Origin of the sequence: Aeromonas sp. HMWF014, from assembly GCF_963878295.1 — a bacterium.
Lineage (GTDB): Bacteria > Pseudomonadota > Gammaproteobacteria > Enterobacterales > Aeromonadaceae > Aeromonas > Aeromonas popoffii.
In genome coordinates this window covers 1-434 of record NZ_CAWNYS010000041.1, presented here as the reverse complement: position 1 = coordinate 434, position 434 = coordinate 1, and the positions used below count along the sequence as shown (strand labels likewise).

Below are 434 nucleotides of genomic sequence, written 5' to 3'. Positions count from 1 at the left end.
ACGCTGAGGTGCTGCCGACATTGCTCAACCCCCTGCGTCGCAAGCTGGGGCGTGTTTATGCAGATGGCGCCTCTGACAGCAAAGCCAACCATCAGCAGATAGTGCACAAAGGGGCGACAGCCTATATCCCGCCTCGCAAGAATGCAGGGCTATGGAAAAAAAGGGGCACCCAAGAAATGAGGCGGTGCTGGTGATGCGCAAGGAAGAGCTGGCGCACCGGAAGAAGATGTCGGGGGATCAGCGTCGCTCGCGGGAACGGCAATGTGTCGGCTTAAACAGTTGCTGGCAGGGAAAATCAGCAACGGTCAGGTAGAGGAAGTGATGGCGTATGTTGGTGCAATCAACAAACTGAGCCCCCTTGGTCTGCCTGTCAGAAAGCGCCGGGTGTAACGGTCACTTGGGGCTGGGGCAGTTGTGGCTTGATGGTTGATTTG

General features: G+C 56.9%; 1 pseudogene. It reads left to right on the top strand.

The features are described 5' to 3' along the window. Nucleotides 1-390: pseudogene (locus tag AAC083_RS22750) on the top strand (transposase); the annotation flags it as partial. Between the last annotated feature and the right edge of the window lie 44 nt (nt 391-434).